This is a genomic window from Arthrobacter jinronghuae (genome assembly GCF_025244825.1).
Taxonomy (GTDB): domain Bacteria; phylum Actinomycetota; class Actinomycetes; order Actinomycetales; family Micrococcaceae; genus Arthrobacter_B; species Arthrobacter_B jinronghuae.
Genome location: NZ_CP104263.1, coordinates 3,295,363 through 3,310,280, shown reverse-complemented (window position 1 = coordinate 3,310,280; position 14,918 = coordinate 3,295,363). Strand labels below are relative to the sequence as shown.

Genomic DNA, 14,918 nt, shown 5'->3' with positions numbered 1-14,918 from the left:
GGCGTGGTGCAGTCTGTTCGATGGGCACGGATTTTCGGGGACAGGGTGGATCCCCGGGTCCGGATCGAGGAAGCCTTCGGAGGCAGTGCGGCGAATCCGCAGGTCGCCGCGGGACGGTGGGCGAACGAAACACTGAAGGCCAAAGGGCTGGATCCGCGGGCTGAGGACGGCCGGTCACAGATTGCCGCAATCGCCGCCCTGCGCGCGGCGAAGCCGGAGCTGACGCTGAAAACGGTGGCGTACTTGGTCAAGACTGGCCGCTGGCGTGCCTGACAAGACCCCTAACCCAGTGAGGTCAGCAGTTTTTCGCAGGCGTTGATGCAACGGCGGCAGGCCTCCGCGCAGATCCGGCAGTGCTGGTGCATGGCGGCGTGCTGCTGGCATTCCTCCGCACACGCGGCGCAGGCTGCAATGCAGGCATGCAGCAGGCTGGCGCTCGCCGGCCCCGCGGCACCGGTTCGGGACAGCACTGCGGACGTGGTTGCACAGATCTCGGCACAGTCCAGGTCGGTGCGGATGCAGCTGACCAGCTCGCCCACCATTTCCTCGCTCAGGCAGGCGTCCGCGCAGGCATTGCAGACCTGAGCACATTCACCACAGGCCAGCAGGCACTCGACCAGGAGGCGGGGATCGGAAGTGCGGGGGCCGGCAGCGGGATGGTTTTCGAGCATTTCGGTGATCAGGGCCATGGCATTCTCCTTGGTTCCGGTGTGCTTTGCGCCGACCGCTCTCCGCAGGCGAACCGTGCCGGTTCCTCGACGGTAGCGAGGGTCCCAAGGCATTCCTAGGGTGCCGGGGGTTTGGTGCGGGCCGGAGCACGTGTTTAGAATCGGTGTAGCCTAACGGGGTCGGTTGTCCGGTCGTTTCGGTCCGGGTTCGACGCCGACGGTGCAGTTTTGGGGCTTTAGCTCAGTTGGTAGAGCGTTTCGTTCGCAATGAAAAGGTCAGGGGTTCGATTCCCCTAAGCTCCACAGGAAAACCCCCGGGAAACCGGGGGTTTTTGCTTTGTCGGGACCATGCCTCTCCGGGACGAGGCGTCCCTGAGAGAGCGATAGAGTTGCTGGATGAACAACTTCAAGCAGAGTGCAGCGCTCATCTCGTGGGGTGGCGCGGTTCTGTTCCTCGGTGCCCTCTTTATCCTCTTTTCGGCCATGGATGTCCTGATGTCATCCGGTGCTTATTCCGATACGCAGAACAGCGTGATGTTCCTGTATCTGGGCGTGGCTATCGCCATCGCTGGTGTCTCGATGCTCCTCACGGGCATTTACCGCCTCGTTTCCTCGCTGGGCGGCGTCTCCGGAAGTCCCGTCGTGCAGGATCAGCTCGCCCACAACGAGCCGGCAACCCTGGTCTAACCCCACTTCCCCGTAACCGAGTGCTTTCGGTGTTGAACAGGTAGGCGGTTGCCAAGCCGGGGGAGACCAGAGATGGCCCCGATCCCATCAGGGGTGTTAGACACAACATGCTTTATGCGGGCAGGTGCCCCGTGCCGCGCGGAGGCTGGAAGTATGAAAGTCACTGGCATCATGCGTCCTGTCGAAACCCGGGAATTGGAAACCCAGTGGGAAGGGATTCCTCGAAGCGCGGGAAGCATTCGAGGCGCAGGTTCCGGAAGGCCGGCAATTGATTATGGTGACCACCTATCCATAACGCTGAATTAGCGGTACCGGAAGTCCCTAATATAATTCTTTAGCGATACCCGGAGTCCCTTTTAGTTCGTAATACTCCCGGAAATCCGCGGATTGCAGGGGAATAGCGGCACTCCCTCGGCCCGTCAATAGCAGGATGAAAAAACGGTGCCGTAAATGTCCGACTTATCGGTGACATAACGCGGAGTGCGTGTCATGATTTGGCAATGCCGACCCGTGAAGAAATAGAAGCAGCACGTACTCCCGCAGGTGGTTTTACCAAACAGCAGCTCGAGTTGTGGGGTATCTCCTGGCCGCCCCCGCGCGGCTGGCGCCTCCGGCTCGAAGAAGAAGCGGAAAAGTCCGCCCAGGCCGGAAGCCAGGACCGGATCGGCGCGCTCTAAAACCCTGCACGTTACACTTCCCGCATGACCATCACCTTCCGCAGGATGACCCCCGCCGATGGTGCTGCCGTTACGGCATTCCTGGCCTCAAACCGGTTCCCCTTCCATGTGAATGCGGCGCCCGACGAGTTTCAGGCAACCAAGCGGGTGGCGGAGGGACGCTTCTGGAGCAAGGAATCCCAGGGGTACTGGGTGGAGCTCGGCGGCAAAGACATCGGGCTGGTGGTCCTGGAGGACCTTGAGGATGACAACCCTGTCTTTGACCTTCGCCTGGCGGAAAGCCAGCGCGGCCGCGGGCTGGGCGTGGAGGTGGTTCGGGCCTTATGCCGGCTGGCCTTTACCGAATTGCCGGAAATCGTCCGGTTCGAAGGCCAGACACGGGAAGACAACATTGCCATGCGCAAAACGTTCCTGCGCGCCGGTTTCGTCAAAGAAGCCCATTACCGGCAGGCGTGGCCGGCGGCGGACGGGTCCCGGCTCGCTTCCGTCGCCTATGCGATACTTCGCTCGGACTGGGAAAACAACACGGTGACTCCGCTGGAATTCAACGACCTGCTCCTGGACGCATAGAACCGCAAAAGCTAGGGGAGCCAATTGGGAACTATGAATGCCGCAATCTCCGTTCGGGGATTGACCAAACGCTTCGGCCGGGTGGCGGCGGTGGACAACTTGTCCTTTGACGTGGAGCCGGGGAGTGTTTTCGCCTTTTTGGGTGCCAACGGCGCGGGGAAGTCCACCACCATTTCCTGCCTGACCACTGTCCTGCCGTTTGACGCCGGCACTGTCGAGGTGGCGGGGCACGACGTCCGCGGCAGCGGCGGCGGCGTCCGCGAAGCCATCGGGGTGGTGTTCCAGGATTCGATGCTGGACCCGATCCTCACCGGCCGGGAAAACCTTCAAACCCGCGCACGGTTCTACTCACCCGACAAAGCGGCCAACAATGCCCGCATTGATGAGCTGGGCCGGATGGTCGGCCTGGGAGACTTCCTCGACCGGCGCTATGCCACCTATTCCGGCGGAGAACGACGCCGGGTGGACATCGCCCGGGCACTGCTGCACTCGCCGTCGATCATCTTCCTGGACGAACCCACTGCCGGCCTGGACCCGGCCAGCCGGGCCCTCGTCTGGTCCACCATCCACGACCTGCGGGAAAATCACGGCCTCACCGTTTTCCTGACCACCCATTACATGGAGGAAACCGAGGAAGCGGACCGGGTCTGCGTGATTGAGAAGGGGCAGATCATTGCCGACGGCACGCCCACTACGCTGCGCGCCGAATACAGCAGCAGCATCCTTTCCATCACGTCTGCCGACCCGCAGGCACTGGCATCTTTGGCCAGCGACGCCGGGGTCGACGTCGCCGCCGTAGACGGTAACGTGCTGCGGCTGCGGGTGGACCGGTCGGACACGGCCCGCCGCCTCCTCGCGGCGCACGGCGACAGTGTCCTGGACTTCGAGTTCCGCCACGGGACCATGGACGACGTCTTCCTGGCCCTGACCGGCCGGCAGGGGGAAGCAGCATGAACGTAGTCCTGGACATCACCGGCCGGAACCTACGCCTGTACTTCCGTGACCGGCTCAACCTGTTCTTTTCCCTCCTCGGCGCCCTGGTCCTGTTCCTGCTCTACACCCTGTTCCTGGGCAACCAGCAGACCGAAGGCCTGGCGGAAATGTTTCCGCAGGCCGCCGAGGAGGACATCAAGGGCTTTGTGGACGCCTGGATGTTCGCCGGGATCGTGGGCATCACCGCAATCACCACAGGGCTCGCCGCCGTGAACGTGATCGTGGATGACACCGCCACCGGGCGCTTCCGGGACTTCCTGGTTTCCCCGATCAGCCGCGGCAAGTTGGTCCTGGGGTATCTGCTCTCAACCGTCGCGATCGCGCTGATCATGACCACAGTCGTACTTGCCGTGAGCCTGGGATACCTGGCCGCGGTGGACGGCGTGGTGCTCACAGCGGGCCAGCTGGCCCGCACTTACGGTTACCTGGTGCTTAGCTGTATCGCCTTCGGGTCGCTGAGCGCCTTTATCGTCACTTTCGTCCGTACCCCGGGTTCTTTCGCGGCACTGTCCACACTGGTAGGCACCATCCTCGGCTTCGCCGCAGGGTCCTACATCCCGGTGGGGGCTTTTCCCGAGGGAGTGAAGAACTTTGTCAGCGCACTGCCCTTTATGCAGGCCTCCATGGTGGTGCGCCAGGAAATGACCGCCGGACCCATGGACGCCGTGACGGACCAGCCCGAAGCCGTGGCCCAGGTGCAGGACATTTTCGGCATCACCGCCTCGGTGGGGGACTGGGCGGTGCCCACCGGCTACGTCGTGTTCGTCCTGGTTGCCATGATGGTGGCCTTTGTCCTGCTGGCGGCGCTGAGGATCCGTTCCCGCATCCGCTGAGCGTCAGGGCCTGGCGTCGCCGGCGAGGACGGCCATTGAGATCGCGTCCGTCCATTCCCCGTCCCAGTGCAGTGCCTCCCGGCGTCGGCCCTCCACCACGAACCCGCACTTTTCATAGACACGCTGCGCCCGCGGGTTGAACTCAAAGACCTCCAGTTCAATCCGGTGCAGTCCGAGGTCGTCAAAGGCATGGCTCAGCACGGCGCGGGTGGCTTCCGTGCCGTAGCCCTGTCCGAAGACCTTCGGGGAGGACAACGCGATGCGGAAGCCCATCGACTCGTTGTCCGGGTCCAGGTCATTCAGCACTACCTCGCCCAGATATACACCGTCCTCGGCCCGGATTATTGCCCAGTCCGCCCGGTCTACTTCACCGGCACGGGTCTGCAGCCAGCTCCGGATCTGCTCCGGAGCAAAAACCGCGTGGGTGCCGGTCAGCCTGCGTCCCTCCGGATCCTGCAATGCCGCCCACATGCCGTCGAAGTGCTCCGGTCCCAGCGGCTCGAGTCGCAGGCGGTCCGTGGTGAGCGTGGACTGCTGAGCGAAGAGGTTCCCGGCAATCACCGGGCCGTCCCGGCGTCGGCAGCGGCTTCGATGCGGGTGCCCAGGTTCTGCAGGCCGGAGCGGATCATGGCGCCGTAGCCTTCGCTGCCGAGCTCTTCGGCGCGGGCCAGGCCCTGTTCCAGGTGGCCGCGTGCCCGCCCGGGCTCGCCGCGGCGCAGATAGCCGTCCCCGAGGTTCAAATGCAGCGATGGAGCGAAACCTCCCGCCGAGGGGATGCCCAACGGTGCAAGGTCTTTGTCGCTGACCCCGGCATGTTCCGCCAGCGCCGCCTCGTCCCACGAAATCTCCGCATCGAGGTCCGTTTCCGTGTCCGCGAGGTAGTGTGCCAGGACACATCGATAGGCGTGCTCGTCCGGAACCGTTTCCTCCCAGCACGCCAGCAACGCCTGCTGTCCGGCGGTTTTGTCTCCGCCCAGGGCCACCGTGACGGCGGCCGTGATCTCTGTCCAGGTTGTCATTCGAGCGATCCTAGCGGACCGGCGTCAGTTGCCTCCCGCCGGGACTTCATAAACGATCTCCAGCCCGTCCTCGTCATCCCATTGCTCACCCGTGGCCACGAACCCGTACTGTTCCACCAGCCGCCGGGAAGCGCCGTTGTCCGGGCTGATGGTGGCACGGACGGTGCGGATCGAGGGTTCCTCTGCAGCCACGGCAAGCAGCGCCTCCAGGGCGGCACGGGCGTAGCCCTGACGCCGGTAGACCGGGTCCACCGAGTACCCGACTTCCACCATGCCATTGTCGTCCGGAGGACCGTGGAACCCGGCCAGGCCTACCGCCCGGCCCAGTCCGGGGTCAAAGATGGCCCGGGTAATCCATGCCGCGTCCCCGGGATTCTCTTCTAGCTGCGCACTCCGGATACGCCACAGCGGCTGCCGGTCCTGGGAAAAATGCTCAGTAAGCTCCAGGGGCGCCTGCCGGTTGGCGCCGGGCAGGTCTCCGGCGGCAAGCGCATCAATCACGCCGCGGGGAAGCTGGATCAGTTCAATGGGTTTAAGTGCCGCTGCCACTACTGGCTCCTTTGCCGGTTCCGGCCCCGCTTAGCGCGCCCGGGCTACCGACCCTAGCCTGCTCCCCGACAGACTTGAAGGACCGCTGCAGCGAAGGGAAGAGCAGATGGGTACAGATTCCGTCCTGATCATCGGGTCAGGTCCGGCTGGCTACACGGCAGGGGTGTACGCCGCCCGGGCCGGATTGCAACCCCGCATCCTCGCGGGCTCCGTCACCGCCGGCGGTGCCCTGATGAACACCACGGAAGTGGAGAATTTTCCGGGTTTCCCCGACGGCATCCTGGGGCCGGACCTGATGGAGAACCTGCGCAGGCAGGCGGAGAAATTCGGTGCCCTGGTGGAGTACGACGACGCCGTGTCGGTGGAGCTGGGCGCCCACACCAAGCGGGTGGCCACAGGCGGCGGGAAAACCTACAAGGCCCGCAGCGTCATCCTCGCCACCGGCTCGGTCTACAAGGAACTGGGGCTGCCGGAGGAAAAACAGCTCAACGGCCGGGGTATTTCCTGGTGCGCCACCTGCGACGGCTTTTTCTTCCGCGACCAGGACATCGTGGTGGTCGGCGGCGGGGATTCAGCCATGGAGGAAGCGCTGTTCCTGACCCGCTTCGCGGCGTCGGTAACCGTCGTCGTACGCCGGGAGACCCTGCGCGCCTCCCGCATCATGGCCCAGCGGGCCCGGGACCACGCGAAGATCCGCTTTGAGTTCAACAGCGAGGTCACTGCCATCCACGGCACGGACAAGGTCACGGGCATGACCCTTACGGACACCGTCACCGGCGCAACGAGGAAACTGCCGACGCAGGGGATTTTCGTCGCCATTGGGCACGCCCCGCGTACCGATCTCCTTGCGGGACAGGTGGACCTGGATCCGGACGGGTACATCAGGGTCGCGGCTCCGAGCACCCAGACCAACCTGGACGGGGTCTTCGCGTGCGGCGACGCCGTAGACCACCGCTACCGGCAGGCGATCACCGCTGCGGGCACCGGCTGCTCCGCTGCGCTGGACGCCGAGCGGTATCTCGCAGCGCAGGCGGATGCCGACAGCATCGCCACCGCGCTGGTGGAGGGGTCGCTGAAAGGCTAGCGTCAGGCGCCGGTGAAGGTCAGCACCAGCAGGGTGATGTTCAACCCGACCAGCAGCACCGAAACCAGCACGCCCAGGCCCGTGGTCCACCAATGGTTGCGGTGGCTCCCCATCAGGTCCCGCTGCGCGGTCAGCCAGACCAACGGAATCAAGGCAAACGGAATGCCGAATGAAAGGATGACCTGGCTGAGGATCAGCGCCCAGGTGGGATCGATGCCGACGGCGAGGATCGCCAGCGCGGGGATCAGGGTAATCAGGCGGCGCAGCAGCATGGGGATGCGCACCTTCAGCAGGCCCTGCATGATTTCGGCACCCGCATACGCGCCCACCGACGTCGAGGCCAGGCCGGACGCGAGCAGTCCGACAGCGAACATGGTGGCCACCACCCCGCCCAGCGAGGCGGCAATGGCGGCATGGGCACCCTCGAGGGTATCCGTCCCTTCCACGCCCTGCAGCGACCCGGCCGCGAGCAGCAGGATGGCCAGGTTCACCGAGCCCGCCACGGCCAGGGCAATGGTCACGTCCCACTTGGTGGCCTTGATCAGGCGGGTGGTGGTGAGTGAGGCAGTGCGTCCGGGGAAGCGGTCCCGGGTCAGGGCGGAGTGCGCATAAATGGCGTGCGGCATCACGGTGGCACCCAGGATCGATGCTGCCAGCAGCACCGATTCGCTGCCTTCGAAACGCGGCACCAGGCCTTCGACCACGGAGCCGCCGTCGGGCGGGTTGAGGAAGACGCCGGCCGTGAAGCCGACGGCGATCACCAGCATCAGCGTGACGATCACGTATTCGAAGCTCCGGTGCCGGCCGCTGTTCTGCAGCTGCAGCACCACCATGGAGATACCGCCGGTAATGACTCCGCCCAGGAACAGCGGAAGATCAAAGAGCAGCCAGAGTGCGACGGCGCCGCCGATCACCTCCGCGACATCAGTGGCCATCGCCACGAGTTCAGCCTGCAGCCAGTACAGCCGCCGGGCAGGTTTGAGTCCGATGCGTTCGCCGAGCAGTTCGGGCAGGCTGCGGCCGGTGACCAGACCCAGCTTGGCGGACAGGTACTGGATCAGCCACGCCATCACGTTGCCGGTCACCACCACCCAGACCAGCAGGTAGCCAAACTTCGCCCCCGCGGTCATGTTGCTGGCAACGTTGCCCGGATCCAGGTAGGCAACCCCGGCAACCAGCGCGGGGCCAAGCAGCCACAGGATGTGGCGGGGACGCGTTGCTGGGCTCGGGGTATCGGGTAGCTGGACGGTACGGGCCATGACAGCAACCTAACACCTTAAGTTCGGCATGCCTAACAATTCTTCGGGGTACGCCTTCGCAGGGGTGGAATCCCGTGTACCGTCCGCTGGCTGCCTGCGGACGGGACAAAGAAAAGGCGCGCATCCCCAGGGGATGCGCGCCTTGTACGGTTGGGGTGTGGTTAGCGTCCGGCCGGCGTGTAGGCAGGCTGGTGCGGGTTCTCGGCCAGGCCGAAGGGGCCCTTGCTGGCCTGCGGGCCGAAGTACCGGGCGGAGCTGTAGGAGAGGTAGAAGTACATCACCAAGCCGAAAAGGGCGATCAGTACGGCAATGAGGGCGCTCTGGCCGAAGACCTTGGCAAGGTTGATGGCCAGGAAAATAATAAGAACGAAGCTCGCGAACGGCACCAGGGCCAGCAGGATCCACCAGGCGGACATGCCGGCGATGCGGAGCAGCACCACCGTGGAGTAGACGGGAATGAACGCTTCCCAGGTCTTGCGGCCGGCCTTCTTGAACATGCCCATCATGGAAAGGCCGCCAATAACGAAGCCGATAAGGACAGCAATGAGCCCGCCAACGACGGCGCCGGCTGTCATGGCCGGGTCGGGGGTGGTAGTAGTGAATTCGGATGCAGAAATGACAAATGGAAGGCTCGAGACTGAATTGATCATGCCGAGAACGATATTGGGTGGAGCACCTATGTCAAGGCCCGAGGTCGTGTTTACTGAACCGTTATTCGTTCTTACTCTTAAGCTCTCCCGCCGGACGCTTCCACGGCAGCGATCCGGTGACTTCCAGTTGCAGTGAATAACTTAAAAACGTGCGGATAAGCACGATTATGGCAAGTATTCCCACCGACTCGAAGGTAGGCGTAACGGCCACAGTGCGGATAATGTCCGCAGCTACCAATAATTCCAGTCCGAGCAGAATGCTTCGTCCGAGCCGCTGCCGGTATTCCTCATAGACCGGGCCGCGTCGGCGCATCGCAGCGGCGGCGGCGGCGATGGTGGCGGCCACGGCACCCAGGACGATGGCGGCTACGCCCGCCAGGTCCATCAGTTCCCCTACGGATTCGATCAAATGTTGAAAGTCCATGCGTCAACGTCCTGCCCCAAACACCGCCGGAACAAGGTTCCGCGTGCCGCGGTTCTGCCGCACCCTTCTATCAGTCCCCTCCTGCGGTGAAGGGGTCAAGGGTGCATCGGCAGTTGTAGTGCTGCCTCCAGTCGAATCCGGGCGGAATCCGGGGCGGGTCAGGCGGCGGCGGGGGAGGACTGGTAGTAGAACCGGAAGTCGTCATAAGGGTCGCGCCAGGCGGAATCGTCCCGGGCAATCCGTCGAACAGTGGAAGCCGGCGTCCACCGGTTATGGGCCTGGCCGTCGTCGTCAATCCAGTGCAGGAGGACCTCGGTGCGCGTCCAGGCCACGGCCTTTCCGTCAACGGTCCCGTTTCCGGTCCGGCAGCGGACGTAGGGTTCCCGGCGGTAGTGCGCGTGGGTGACAGGGCCGGCAGGGGCGGAGGGCATCCGGGTGCCCAGTAAGGAAGTCATGACCTCCACAATGGCAACCGCCTCTGACATTCCTGCCTAAGGGCCTGCCCTGCCGGTGCGGGCTAGGAAGCGCGGTCCCGCCATTTGGCTGCGGCACGGCTGGTGAGGGCAGCGCCACGGACTGCGGCCCGGCTGGTCAGGGCGGCACCGTGGACGGCGGCACGGCGGGGCATCATCCGGATCACGGGAGCCAGGCCATTGCCTTGTGCCTCGCCGGCCTGCGGTGCAACAGACGGTGCGGCGTGCACCTTCGGCCGGTTGAGTACGAGGTACGCAATACAGATCGGGAGGAAAAGCAGTGAAATAAGCGTGAGTGCGCCAAGGGCAAACACAGCAAGAGCAGCATGTATGGGTGAACCGAAAAGAGCTGCCACAAAGTCCGCGGCACCGAAAAGCATCCATAGCCAGAAAAGGGCAATCAGTACGAGACCGCTGCGGGCACGCCGGAAAAGCATGGTGGACCGCCTCGGTGCAGAAGGCGTGGCCTGAGACTGACTGCCCATTCGGTTATTCTCCCCAACTGAGGGTCCATTTCTACGGAACCCGTAAGGCAGATAATAGCCGCTATTTGTTGAATCGGAAGGCAGGATGCCGCGTTTTGTTCTGTGTTGACGACTCTAATAGTCAGTTTTCCGGCAGGGGATTTCCCCTGAGGCTCCGATGCCGCGGGCTGTTTGGATTCAGCAGGGAATGCCGATACCCGTAGAACGCGTAAACCAGCATCCCGATGACCAGCCAAATACCGAAGCGCAGCCAGGTTTCCCAGTGGAGCTGCAGCATCAGGAACCCCGAGGCCAGTACGCCGAACGCCGGTACCCACGGCATCAGCGGGAGCCGGAATTCCCGCGGGGCGTCGGGCTGACGGTAGCGCAGCACAATCACTGCCACGCAAACCACCACGAACGCGGCGAGGATGCCGATGTTGGTCAGATCCGCCACGGCGCGAATGGGGAAGAAGCCGGCCAGTAAAGCGGAGGCCCCGCCGGCGATCCAAGTCACCCGCTGCGGCGTGCCCCGCTTGTCCGTTCCGGAGAACCAGCCCGGCAGCAGCCCGTCCCGGCTCATGGAGAACCACACCCGGGTCACGCCGAGCAGGAACGTCAGCATCACGGTAAGGATGGACAGCACGGCGAAGGCTGAAATGACGGTGGCAATGACGGGCAGCCCGACGGATTGGAACGCGGAGGCGAAACCGGCCGTGGGGCTGATGTCCCGGTAATTCTGCATTCCGGTCAGTACCAACGTGGCGAGGATGTACAGGACCATGGCAACGGCCAGGGAGAGCAGGATGGCTTTGGGCATGTGTTTCTTGCCGTCCGTGGCTTCCTCGGCGGCGGTGCTCATGGCGTCGTAGCCGAAAACGGCGAAGAAGACGGTGGCAGCGCCGGTGAAGACCGCCCCGAAACCGCTGGGCAGGAACGGCGTGTAGTTGTCCGTGTTGACGTAGAAGAACCCCAACCCCACGATGAACAAGATCAGCAGGACTTTCAGGCCCACGGCCACCAGTTCAAAGCGTCCGAAGGTTTTGGTGCCCCGGCTCAGGATCCAGGTAATGAACAGGCAGACGACGGCGGCGGGCAGGTTGATCAGCCCGCCCTCCACCGTGTCCCCGGTCCCCTGCATCCAGACGGGCATGTCGATGCCGAAACCGGCGAGGAACTCGGTGAAGTAGCCGGAGATGCCGATGGCCACCACTGCCACGATCGCGGTGTATTCCAGCAGCAGGTCCCAGCCGATGAACCATCCGATCAGTTCGCCCAGCGCCACGTAACCGTAGGTGTAGGCGGAACCGGCGCGGGGCACCATTCCGGCGAACTCGGCGTAGGACAGGGCCGCCGCGGCGCTGGCCAGGCCGGCAACCAGGAAGGAGATCAACACGGCCGGCCCCACGGGAGAGGCATCGGCACCGCCGTTGGCCACCAGGCCGGCGAGGGTGAAGATGCCGATGCCGATGATGCCGCCCACGCCGATGGCTGTCAGCTGCCAGAGGCCAAGGCTCTTGAACAGCTTGTTGCCCGTTTTCTCCTCGTCGATTTCCTCAATGGGCTTGCGGCGGAGGACGGAACCGCCGCTTCCGGCGACTGTGGACATGTCTGCTCCCATCCGTACCCGGCGGGCCGCCGGAATCAAGGTCTACGGCTTCAGCTACGGCAGAAGTATGGACCTTCATCCGACGGCGGGGTACCCCCGCCGCCTACTTTTCCGGCGGTGCGCCGAACGCCTCAGAGCTTCGACCGTAGGGCTGCCGCGGCCGGTGCCCTTTCTGTGTTCCGGCGGAGGGCGGGGTCGAGAGTCCGCAGAGCGTCCCAGCGGGTGGTGCCTGTGTTGCCTCCTGCTGTCCCACCTGTCACAGGAGCACCAAAACGTGGGACCCTGTGCGGCGGGGCGGGTCACCAGGCCGGGATTCCAAGCACGGCGTCCCATTGGGTGGTGCCCGTGTTGCCTCCTGCTGCCCCACCTGTCACAGGAGCACCAAACCGTGGGACCCTGTGCGGCGGGGGCGGGTCACCAGGCCGGGATCCCAGCACGGCCTCCCAGCGGGTGGTGCCTGTGTTGCCTCCTGCTGTCCCACCTGTCACAGAAGCACCAAACGGTGGGACCCTGTGCGGCAGGGCGGGTCACCAGGCAGGGATTCCAGCACGGCGTCCCAGCGGGTGGTGCCTGTGTTGCCTCCTGCTGTCCCACCTGTCACACGAGCGCCCAACGGTGGGATCCTGTGCGGCAAAACGGCGTAACTACCGCTTCGACCGCAGGGCCGCCGCGGCGTCGCTCGCCGTAGTGCGGATCCGGTACAGGCTGGTGGTTGCCGTCATGTACAGCGTCCGGCCGTCCTGCCCGCCGAAGCAGACGTTGCTGACGGTCTCGGGCACGGGGATGTGTTCGAGCAGCTCGCCGGCCGGTGAAAACACCCGTACGCCGTCGCCGCCGGAGGACCAGATGTTCCCGTCCGTATCCACCCGGAACCCGTCCGGCACACCCGGGGCGACGCGCACGAACACCCGGCCGTTCTTCGCCTGCCGGCCCTCGACGACGTCGTAGGCACGGATCGGATTGCCTTCAGACTGAGCCGGACCGTAGGGAGAGACGGCCTCTTCCGCGGTGTCGGAAACGTAGAGGACGGATTCATCCGGGGAGAACGCCAGCCCGTTGGGGGCCATGATGTCGGTGATCACCGCGGTGAGTTCCCCGCTGGCCGGATCGAAGCGGAACACGTACCGGTCCCCGTACTCCAGTTCGCCGGGGTGGCCCTCGGCCGGGTTGTCGATGCCGTAGGAGGGATCCGAAAACCAGATGGTGCCGTCGGACTTCACGACGACGTCGTTGGGCGAGTTGAAGCGGACCTCGCCGAAGCGGTCCACCAGGGTTTCGACGGTGCCGTTGCGGTCCCGTTCAATGGCCCGGCGCCCGTGCGAGCACTGCACCACGGACCCGTCCGGGTCCAGCGCACGGCCGTTGGTGAACTCGATGTCGGAGCCGTAGACGCTCAGCTCGCCGGTGGTTTCGCTGTACTCCAGGATCCGGTTGGACCGAACGTCGCTGTAGCGCACCGCGTTACGCTCCGGGACCCACGTGGGACCCTCCGCCCAAACCGCGCCCGTACCCACCTGCTCCAGCGAGGCTCCGTCTTCCAGCAGTGTCGAGGGGCGTGCGTCCATTGCGTTATCTCCTTCTCAAGGCCCGCCGGGCCTGCTTTTCACGCGGGTGGTCTGCGTCCTTTTATACGCGAGGCATGGGCGGCGGCCCAAAGGCTGCCCCCCCCGTCACGTCCAGGCCGGGCGGATTACGAAGTCGGCGCGGGCTTTGGACGCCTGGACCAGACGAGCATTGGGGCCGTCTACGTTCCGCACCCAGGCGGCGGCTTCCTCCGCTGCCTTGCCGAACCGGATATGCCGCTCCACCAGGCGCTCCGTGCGCAGCCCTTCGTCGGGCTCGCAGTACCAGACCTCGGTGCACCGGGACCGGACCTCCTGCCATTCCGGCCGGTCCAGCAGCAGATAGTTTCCCTCCGTCAGGATCACCTTCGCGGCCGGAAACACCGGAATGTCGCCGGCCAGCGGCTGTTCCAGCGTCCGTTCGAAACCGGGCGCGTAGACCACGGCGGTCCGCGGCAGCCGGAGGCGTTCCAGGAGCGCGGCATAACCGTAGGCATCGAAGGTTTCCGGGGCGCCCTTGCGCGCCAGCAGCCCGAGACGGGCCAGCTCCCGGTCGGAGAGGTGGAAGCCGTCCATGGGAACGTGGGCAAAGCTCTGCGACTCGACGTCGTCGACGGCGCCGTTCAGCTCGCGGACCAGTGACTCCACCAGGGTGGTCTTTCCTGCCCCGGGGGCACCGGCGACGCCGATGAACACGGTTCCAGCGGAAGCCGAGGCCAGCGCGGAGATCCGGTTTTCCAGCTCCGTGAGTAAGGGTCGGGAATCTGCCACGGTCCTCCGTTCGTGCCGCCGTTATTGGCGAGCACCAGTCTACGGCTGCTGGGGGTTGCAGGATCAGGCGGCCAAACCGTACGGTGCGGGGACACCAGGAACCAGGAGGCAGACGTGGCACCTTCCCGTGGACGCATGCTCGCAATAGCCGCCGGACAGGGAGCCGTGGCAGGTCTTGCCGGCGTGGCCGTAATGACCGCCGGGGAGAAGCTGGAGCAGGCGCTGACCCACCGCCCCAACTCCTATGTCCCCGCCCGCACCCTGCTGAGCCTGCTGGGCCGGCATCCGGCACCGGACGCCCAGCCGCCGCACTGGAACCATGCCATGCACTGGGGGACCGGTGCGGTGCTGGGGGCGCTGCGCGGGGTCTGGTCCGTCACGGGGATCCGCGGCCCGGTGGCCAACACCACCTTCAGCGTGGTGCGGCTGGCCACCGACCAGACCTTGGAAAACGCCACCGGCATCGGAGCTCCCCCGACGTCCTGGCCGCTGCAGGAAACGGTGGTGGATGTCGGCCACAAGGCGGTGTACGCCTGGGCAACGGGGCTGGTGGCCGACGCCTGGATTGCCCCGGTTCTGGAATCCCGGCAGGGGACCACGAGCCACTGACGCTGGGGCTCCGGCAT

The 14,918-nt window shown here is 64.9% G+C and carries 20 protein-coding genes and 1 tRNA gene; 9 read left to right on the top strand and 12 right to left on the bottom strand.

The features are described from left to right. Nucleotides 1-3: 3 nt before the first annotated feature. Nucleotides 4-273, top strand: a complete 270-nt coding sequence (locus tag N2K98_RS15570; protein WP_260553746.1) for a hypothetical protein — start codon at nucleotides 4-6, stop codon at nucleotides 271-273. A gap of 8 nt (nucleotides 274-281) precedes the next feature. Here the strand turns inward: N2K98_RS15570 and N2K98_RS15565 are convergent, their stop codons facing one another. Continuing rightward, complete coding sequence (locus N2K98_RS15565) at nucleotides 282-689, bottom strand: four-helix bundle copper-binding protein (RefSeq protein WP_255864727.1); 408 nt, start codon at nucleotides 687-689, stop codon at nucleotides 282-284. Nucleotides 690-898: 209 nt separating this feature from the next. Here N2K98_RS15565 and N2K98_RS15560 point away from each other — a divergent pair. From N2K98_RS15560 to N2K98_RS15535, 6 genes are all read left to right on the top strand, one after another. After that, nucleotides 899-971 (top strand) — tRNA-Ala (locus N2K98_RS15560). Nucleotides 972-1,064: 93 nt separating this feature from the next. Then, nucleotides 1,065-1,355 (top strand): hypothetical protein, encoded by a 291-nt coding sequence (locus tag N2K98_RS15555; RefSeq protein WP_255864728.1) that lies wholly within the window; start codon nucleotides 1,065-1,067, stop codon nucleotides 1,353-1,355. Nucleotides 1,356-1,855: 500 nt separating this feature from the next. After that, nucleotides 1,856-2,032, top strand: coding sequence for a hypothetical protein (locus N2K98_RS15550; protein ID WP_255864729.1), 177 nt, complete (start codon nucleotides 1,856-1,858; stop codon nucleotides 2,030-2,032). 24 nt (nucleotides 2,033-2,056) lie between these two features. Further along, entirely contained in the window at nucleotides 2,057-2,602 is a 546-nt protein-coding gene (locus N2K98_RS15545) for a GNAT family N-acetyltransferase (protein WP_255864730.1), read from the top strand. A 33-nt stretch (nucleotides 2,603-2,635) separates the two neighbouring features. Further along, the gene (locus N2K98_RS15540; RefSeq protein ID WP_255864732.1) at nucleotides 2,636-3,556 is read left to right on the top strand and encodes an ABC transporter ATP-binding protein; all 921 of its coding nucleotides are present in this window, start codon (nucleotides 2,636-2,638) and stop codon (nucleotides 3,554-3,556) included. Beyond that, nucleotides 3,553-4,428, top strand: coding sequence for an ABC transporter permease (locus tag N2K98_RS15535; RefSeq protein WP_255864734.1), 876 nt, complete (start codon nucleotides 3,553-3,555; stop codon nucleotides 4,426-4,428). The genes N2K98_RS15540 and N2K98_RS15535 overlap by 4 nt, the downstream gene beginning before the upstream one ends. Nucleotides 4,429-4,431: 3 nt before the next feature. Here the strand turns inward: N2K98_RS15535 and N2K98_RS15530 are convergent, their stop codons facing one another. From N2K98_RS15530 to N2K98_RS15520, 3 genes are read right to left on the bottom strand one after another with little or no spacing between them, the layout of a single operon-like run. Then, on the bottom strand, nucleotides 4,432-4,989 hold the full coding sequence (locus N2K98_RS15530; RefSeq protein ID WP_255796612.1) for a GNAT family N-acetyltransferase: 558 nt from the start codon (nucleotides 4,987-4,989) through the stop codon (nucleotides 4,432-4,434). Next, complete coding sequence (locus N2K98_RS15525; protein WP_255864735.1) at nucleotides 4,986-5,447, bottom strand: hypothetical protein; 462 nt, start codon at nucleotides 5,445-5,447, stop codon at nucleotides 4,986-4,988. Before N2K98_RS15525 ends, N2K98_RS15530 begins: the two co-directional genes overlap by 4 nt. Nucleotides 5,448-5,471: 24 nt before the next feature. Beyond that, nucleotides 5,472-5,996, bottom strand: a complete 525-nt coding sequence (locus N2K98_RS15520) for a GNAT family N-acetyltransferase (protein ID WP_255864736.1) — start codon at nucleotides 5,994-5,996, stop codon at nucleotides 5,472-5,474. 106 nt (nucleotides 5,997-6,102) lie between these two features. On the opposite strand from N2K98_RS15520, the gene trxB reads away from it, so the two are divergent. Then, entirely contained in the window at nucleotides 6,103-7,080 is a 978-nt protein-coding gene (trxB, locus tag N2K98_RS15515) for a thioredoxin-disulfide reductase (protein ID WP_255796615.1), read from the top strand. Nucleotides 7,081-7,082: 2 nt separating this feature from the next. Here the strand turns inward: trxB and N2K98_RS15510 are convergent, their stop codons facing one another. The 8 genes from N2K98_RS15510 to N2K98_RS15475 all read right to left on the bottom strand — a co-directional run bounded on the left by N2K98_RS15510 (nucleotide 7,083) and on the right by N2K98_RS15475 (nucleotide 14,292). Then, on the bottom strand, nucleotides 7,083-8,339 hold the full coding sequence (locus N2K98_RS15510) for an Nramp family divalent metal transporter (protein ID WP_255864737.1): 1,257 nt from the start codon (nucleotides 8,337-8,339) through the stop codon (nucleotides 7,083-7,085). Between the two features lie 161 nt (nucleotides 8,340-8,500). Further along, nucleotides 8,501-8,989: a DUF5684 domain-containing protein gene (locus tag N2K98_RS15505; protein WP_255796617.1), complete on the bottom strand. Its 489-nt coding sequence runs from the start codon at nucleotides 8,987-8,989 to the stop codon at nucleotides 8,501-8,503. Nucleotides 8,990-9,050: 61 nt separating this feature from the next. After that, the gene (locus N2K98_RS15500; RefSeq protein WP_255864738.1) at nucleotides 9,051-9,413 is read right to left on the bottom strand and encodes a DUF1622 domain-containing protein; all 363 of its coding nucleotides are present in this window, start codon (nucleotides 9,411-9,413) and stop codon (nucleotides 9,051-9,053) included. A 158-nt stretch (nucleotides 9,414-9,571) separates the two neighbouring features. Next, nucleotides 9,572-9,868, bottom strand: a complete 297-nt coding sequence (locus tag N2K98_RS15495) for a hypothetical protein (RefSeq protein WP_255864739.1) — start codon at nucleotides 9,866-9,868, stop codon at nucleotides 9,572-9,574. 62 nt (nucleotides 9,869-9,930) lie between these two features. Beyond that, a complete protein-coding gene (locus tag N2K98_RS15490; RefSeq protein ID WP_255796620.1) occupies nucleotides 9,931-10,371 on the bottom strand; it encodes a hypothetical protein in 441 nt (146 codons plus the stop codon). 121 nt (nucleotides 10,372-10,492) lie between these two features. After that, complete coding sequence (locus tag N2K98_RS15485) at nucleotides 10,493-11,959, bottom strand: amino acid permease (protein ID WP_255864740.1); 1,467 nt, start codon at nucleotides 11,957-11,959, stop codon at nucleotides 10,493-10,495. Nucleotides 11,960-12,603: 644 nt separating this feature from the next. Then, a complete protein-coding gene (locus N2K98_RS15480; protein WP_255864741.1) occupies nucleotides 12,604-13,524 on the bottom strand; it encodes an SMP-30/gluconolactonase/LRE family protein in 921 nt (306 codons plus the stop codon). Nucleotides 13,525-13,629: 105 nt separating this feature from the next. After that, nucleotides 13,630-14,292: a nucleoside/nucleotide kinase family protein gene (locus tag N2K98_RS15475; RefSeq protein WP_255864742.1), complete on the bottom strand. Its 663-nt coding sequence runs from the start codon at nucleotides 14,290-14,292 to the stop codon at nucleotides 13,630-13,632. A 114-nt stretch (nucleotides 14,293-14,406) separates the two neighbouring features. Between N2K98_RS15475 and N2K98_RS15470 the strand changes: the two genes are divergently transcribed. Further along, a complete protein-coding gene (locus N2K98_RS15470) occupies nucleotides 14,407-14,901 on the top strand; it encodes a hypothetical protein (protein ID WP_255864743.1) in 495 nt (164 codons plus the stop codon). The last annotated feature ends 17 nt before the right edge of the window (nucleotides 14,902-14,918 follow it).